This window comes from uncultured Anaerococcus sp., assembly GCF_947253225.1.
GTDB lineage: Bacteria > Bacillota > Clostridia > Tissierellales > Peptoniphilaceae > Anaerococcus.
Genome location: NZ_CAMXYR010000083.1, coordinates 1 through 4,817 on the forward strand (window position 1 = coordinate 1; position 4,817 = coordinate 4,817).

The window sequence follows — 4,817 nt, forward strand, 5'->3', positions numbered from 1 at the left end:
TTGTGGTATAGTCTATTATTATATTAACACGATAAAGTTATGTGAATTAATGTAAAAAAAGATTAGCCTCGGCTTATCAAAAAAGTAAAGGAGAAGAATAATGGAAAACTTGAACAAAATCATAGGAGATATTAACTCAGTCTTATATTTTCCTATCCTAGTAATCTTATTAATAGCAGTCGGCCTGTACTTTACAGTAAGAACTGGTTTCATCCAAGTGAGCCTTCTCAAGGAATCATTTAGGGTTATCAAGGAAAAACCAGATGACGAATCGGATGTATCAAGCTTCCAAGCTCTTATGATCTCGACCGCATCTAGGGTTGGAACAGGAAATATTGTAGGAGTTTCTTCTGCCATATGCTTGGGTGGATATGGAGCTGTATTTTGGATGTGGCTTGTTGCCATAATCGGAGCAGGATCTGCCTTTGCAGAGTCAACTCTTGCACAAATTTATAAGAAAAAAGGAGAAAAAGGCTCCTACGGTGGACCTTCTTATTACATAGAACAAGGATTAAAAAGCAAGAAACTAGGTCTTGTATTTTCTGTAGCCCTTATTGTTTGTTATGCTGTAGGTTTCAATATGCTTGCAAGCTATAACCTCCAACAGTCTTTCAAGAGCTACTCAATCTATGACCCAAATCTCACCCCAAAAATCCTCGGTGGACTTTTTGCCCTAGCCGTTGCCCTAGTAATCCTCGGTGGCGGAAAAAGAATTATAAAAATAACCCAAAAACTAGTTCCTTTTATGGGAATAATTTTCGTATTAGTTTCCCTAATAATGATTGGATTAAATCTTACAAGGCTTCCTGAAGTATTTAGGAAAATTTTTGAAGATGCCTTCAATTTTAAGGCTATCTTTTCAGGACTCGCTGGTTCATCTATGGTTCTTGGTATGAAAAGAGGACTATATTCCAACGAAGCTGGTATTGGTTCTGCCCCAAATGCTGCTGCTGCTGCCAAGGTTAGCCACCCAGTTAAGCAAGGACTTGTTCAAATGTTATCTGTATTTATCGATACCCTAATAATTTGTTCAGCTACAGCCTTCATGGGTCTAAGCTCTGGAATAGAACCAAGTCCAGCTCTTGATGGATCCCCATTCATCCAAGAAGCCTTAGCAAGTGTCTTTGGCAACTTCGGCTACTATTTTATTACAGTTTCTCTAATCCTTTTTGGATTTACAACCCTTATCGGTAACCTCTACTATGTAGACTCAAACTTTGACTATATAGTTGGCAAGGAGCTTACAGAAAAACAAAGACTTCCTTACAGACTCATAGCAGTATTTCTAATCTTCTTTGGAGCTATCCAAGAACAAGGATTTGTTTGGAATCTTTCAGACCTCTTTATGGGAATTATGGCTCTGATAAACCTACCAGCTATCTTAGTTTTATCAAACAAACTTATAGCCTGCCTCAATGACTACGAAGCTCAAAGAAAAAGAGGGGAAGATCCTGTATTTGTGGCCAAAAATATCGGAATAAAAGAAGACTTAGATTATTGGAAATAAATTTTAATAGGCTTTAAGCCTAGAATTAATTTTGAAAAATTTTAAAAGTCTTCATAAATACAAAATAACTGACCCAACTTGGAGAATATTAACCAAATTGGGTCCGTTTTATTATTGGCATTTTTATATATTAACAAAGTGCAATTCTTTGTAGAATTGGAAAATCAAAGATAATAAGCCGACCAATCTTGTATTTTAGGCTTATCTATTTTTGATAGCAACCTGAATTTCTCTAGCTAGGTAGTTATTTGTTTATTCCAATTATTAACCTTATTCACCATCTATATATTTTGCCTTTAGCTTTAAGGCTGATGGACAAACTGCAATTCCTCCCTCGCCAGTTTCCCTAAGGTTAGCTGGTAGAACATCACCTACTCTCTTCAAAGCTTCAACTGCTTCATCGAAAGTTACTACCATCTTAACATTCGCCATAGCCATATCAGCACTTGCGAGAGCATTCATTACGCCATTTGCATTTCTCAAGTTACATGGAAATTCAACCATCCCACCTATAGGATCACATACAAGACCTAAGATGTTGAGGATAGCTGCTGTTGCAGAATTTTCTTGGGTTTGAATATCATAACCTCTTAGGAAACACACAGCTGCTGCTGCCATTGATGCTGCTGCACCAGTTTCTGCCTGACATCCTCCCTCAGCTCCAGCAAAGGTCGCATTGTCAAAGATAATTTGACCTATTTCACTTGCAACCAAGAGGGCTTTTTTGAGTTCATCATCCTTGTAGCCATACTTATGGTGCATGGTCATTAGAGTCGCTGGAAGAATTCCAGATGAGCCAGCTGTTGGAGCCGCTGCTATAATTCCCATAGCTGCATTTATTTCTGATGTTGAAAGAGCCATAGCCATAGCAAGAGCTGGCGTTTCGCCAAGTACTGACTCTCCCTTTAGGAAGTAGTCATGCATGGACTTGGCATTTCCCCCTGTCATTCCTGTTACAGATATGATTTTTGTTTCAAGAGCTGCTTTGGCAGAATTTTTCATAACATCAAGGGTTCTTTGAAGTCTTTCCCAAATCTCCTCTTCTGTCTTTCCAGTAATTTTAATCTCGTCCTCTAAGGCAAGTTGCCAAAGTTCCTTGTTTTCCTCTATACATCTTTCTTTTAATATTTTCATTGTTGTCAACATATTACACACCTATATATTTAATAAAGGTAAAGTCCTTACCTTCCCTTATTTTTTGCAAAACGTCTTCCTTTAGGGCTTCATCAAGTTCGCAAACTAGCATCACGTTATTTTCTTCTTTGATTGTTTTCATAGTGTTGATATTATAACCATTGTCAAATAAAATACCTGAAACAAAGGCTATTACTCCCTTTTGCTCTCCATAGGACATGAAAAGAGTTGGTTTGTTGGCCTTAAATTCGATAGGGTTGCCGTTGATGTTTGTGATAACAATTGCTCCCCCACCAATTGAAGAACCTTGAACTGAAAGGTCGCTTCTATCTGGATACTTGAAAACAATCTTAACTGTGTTTGGATGCACATCCCCCAAGTCAGTCTCAACGAAGGTGTATTTTATTCCTGCCTTATCAGCATAGTCGAAAGAATTGATTATCCTCTCATCTTCTGGGTCAAAGCCCAAAACACCACCAACAAGGGCCCTATTTGTCCCATGACCCTTATATGTTTTAGCAAAAGATCCATGAAGGTAAAATACAACTTCATTGAAGTTTCTATCTACCATACGTCTTGCAGTGTGGGCTATCTTACAAGCTCCTGCTGTGTGTGAGCTAGAAGGACCAACCATGTTTGGCCCAATAATATCAAATACAGAAACATTAACTGTCATACTTACTCCTTAATACACAAGGGGGCGACCATGTAACCGCCGCCCCTGATTCTTTTTTGCAAAGGTAATCCAGAAAGCAAGTTACGCTTTCACATTATTAACTGGCTTTGCTTGCCAGTCCTTCTTACCCAGTATATTCCTATTATAAATTTTATCTACTGCGACTGCAAGGGCAGTGTCTCCAGAAATATTTGCAGCTGTTCCAAATGAATCTTGAGTTAAGTACAAGGTAATCAAAAGGCTAGCCATAGTTGATTCTGGTGAAATTCCTACAACTGGTAGGAATGGTAGGGCACTCATAACTGCTCCACCTGGGGCTCCTGGTGCTGCGACCATCGCTACACCAAGGATTGCTATTAGTCTTAAAATTAGTCCATATGAGTGTGGCATATTATACATAGTGAGAATTGTAAATGTACAGGCTGTAATTGTAATCATAGACCCTGGCATATGGACTGTTGCTCCTAGTGGGATTACAAAGTCAGAAATCTCACGACTAACACCATTATTCTCTGCACATTGTAGGTTGACTGGGATGGTAGCTGCGGATGATTGGGTTCCAACCGCTGTTAAATAACCCCTAACTTGGTTTTTGAGCATAGCGAATGGATTCTTGCCTGTATATGAGCCTGATAGGACAAACAAGACGGTTGTGTAGGCAAGATGAAGAGCTATTACACATAGGAAAATCTTCCAAAAAATTGATAGAACTGCAAAGACAGATCCAGATTTTGCCATCTTGGCAAAGTTACCTAAAATGAAAAATGGAAGTAATGGAACTATGGCTGTTCCTAAAACCTTGGTAATAACTATATTAAATTCGCTAACTGCATGGTATAAAACTTCTCCTTGTTTAGTCTTTCTTAGCCAAGAAATTGAAATACCAAGCATAAAGGCGAATATTATCGCACTTGTTACATCAAAGAAAGGCTTGATTGGAACTTCAAAGAAGGCTTCCAAGGTAGCTCTTTCTGAATTTTGGATGGCCGCAACTTGGTCTTGGGAAATAAAACCAGGGAAAATCGCATTTGCCATAAAATATGACAATGAACCTCCAACAAGGGTTGATAGGTAGGCAAGTCCTACTGTTACCCCCAGAAGCTTTCCAGCACCCTCTCCGAGATCTGCTATTCCCTTAGTTACAAAGGCCAAAATCATAAGTGGAATTATGAAATTTAGGAAGGCCCCAAAAATTGTAGAAAAAGTAATTGTAATTCTAACGAACCATTCTGGTAGGTAGAGTCCTACCAAGATACCGACTAATATACCCAAAATCATTCTTGGGATTAGCCCTATTTTCTTAATTGCTTGCATTTGTACTCCTTTATTAGTTTTTTGTAAACCTTTGCAAGTTTCTAAGAAAGTGCTATGTAATTAAAAATTCTAAAATTTGACGTAAAAATATTTTCATAAATATCTTTCATAATTTGCACCTTCAATCCCATATTATACAGGAACAATTATTTTTGTCAAACAGATTCGAAACGTTTTCTTTATTTG

Annotated in this window: 4 protein-coding genes; 1 reads left to right on the forward strand and 3 read right to left on the reverse strand. The window is 38.0% G+C overall.

Annotated features, from left to right (window positions below):
* The first annotated feature begins 100 nt into the window (after positions 1 to 100).
* Entirely contained in the window at positions 101 to 1,507 is a 1,407-nt protein-coding gene (locus Q0W95_RS07415; RefSeq protein WP_297791421.1) for an alanine/glycine:cation symporter family protein, read from the forward strand.
* A gap of 270 nt (positions 1,508 to 1,777) precedes the next feature.
* Here the strand turns inward: Q0W95_RS07415 and sdaAA are convergent, their stop codons facing one another.
* From sdaAA to Q0W95_RS07430, 3 genes are all read right to left on the reverse strand, one after another.
* Entirely contained in the window at positions 1,778 to 2,653 is an 876-nt protein-coding gene (gene sdaAA, locus Q0W95_RS07420) for an L-serine ammonia-lyase, iron-sulfur-dependent, subunit alpha (protein ID WP_297791423.1), read from the reverse strand.
* Between the two features lies 1 nt (position 2,654).
* Positions 2,655 to 3,317, reverse strand: a complete 663-nt coding sequence (gene sdaAB / locus Q0W95_RS07425) for an L-serine ammonia-lyase, iron-sulfur-dependent subunit beta (RefSeq protein WP_297791425.1) — start codon at positions 3,315 to 3,317, stop codon at positions 2,655 to 2,657.
* A gap of 81 nt (positions 3,318 to 3,398) precedes the next feature.
* Positions 3,399 to 4,631 carry a dicarboxylate/amino acid:cation symporter gene (locus Q0W95_RS07430; protein WP_297791427.1) on the reverse strand — a complete coding sequence of 411 codons (1,233 nt, stop codon included), beginning with the start codon at positions 4,629 to 4,631 and terminating at the stop codon, positions 3,399 to 3,401.
* Between the last annotated feature and the right edge of the window lie 186 nt (positions 4,632 to 4,817).

Coding starts and splice junctions, on each gene's coding strand:
- sdaAA (WP_297791423.1), bottom strand. CDS start 2,653: ATGTTGACAACAATGAAAATATTAAAAGAAAGATGTATAGAGGAAAAC.
- Q0W95_RS07415 (WP_297791421.1), top strand. CDS start 101: ATGGAAAACTTGAACAAAATCATAGGAGATATTAACTCAGTCTTATAT.
- sdaAB (WP_297791425.1), bottom strand. CDS start 3,317: ATGACAGTTAATGTTTCTGTATTTGATATTATTGGGCCAAACATGGTT.
- Q0W95_RS07430 (WP_297791427.1), bottom strand. CDS start 4,631: ATGCAAGCAATTAAGAAAATAGGGCTAATCCCAAGAATGATTTTGGGT.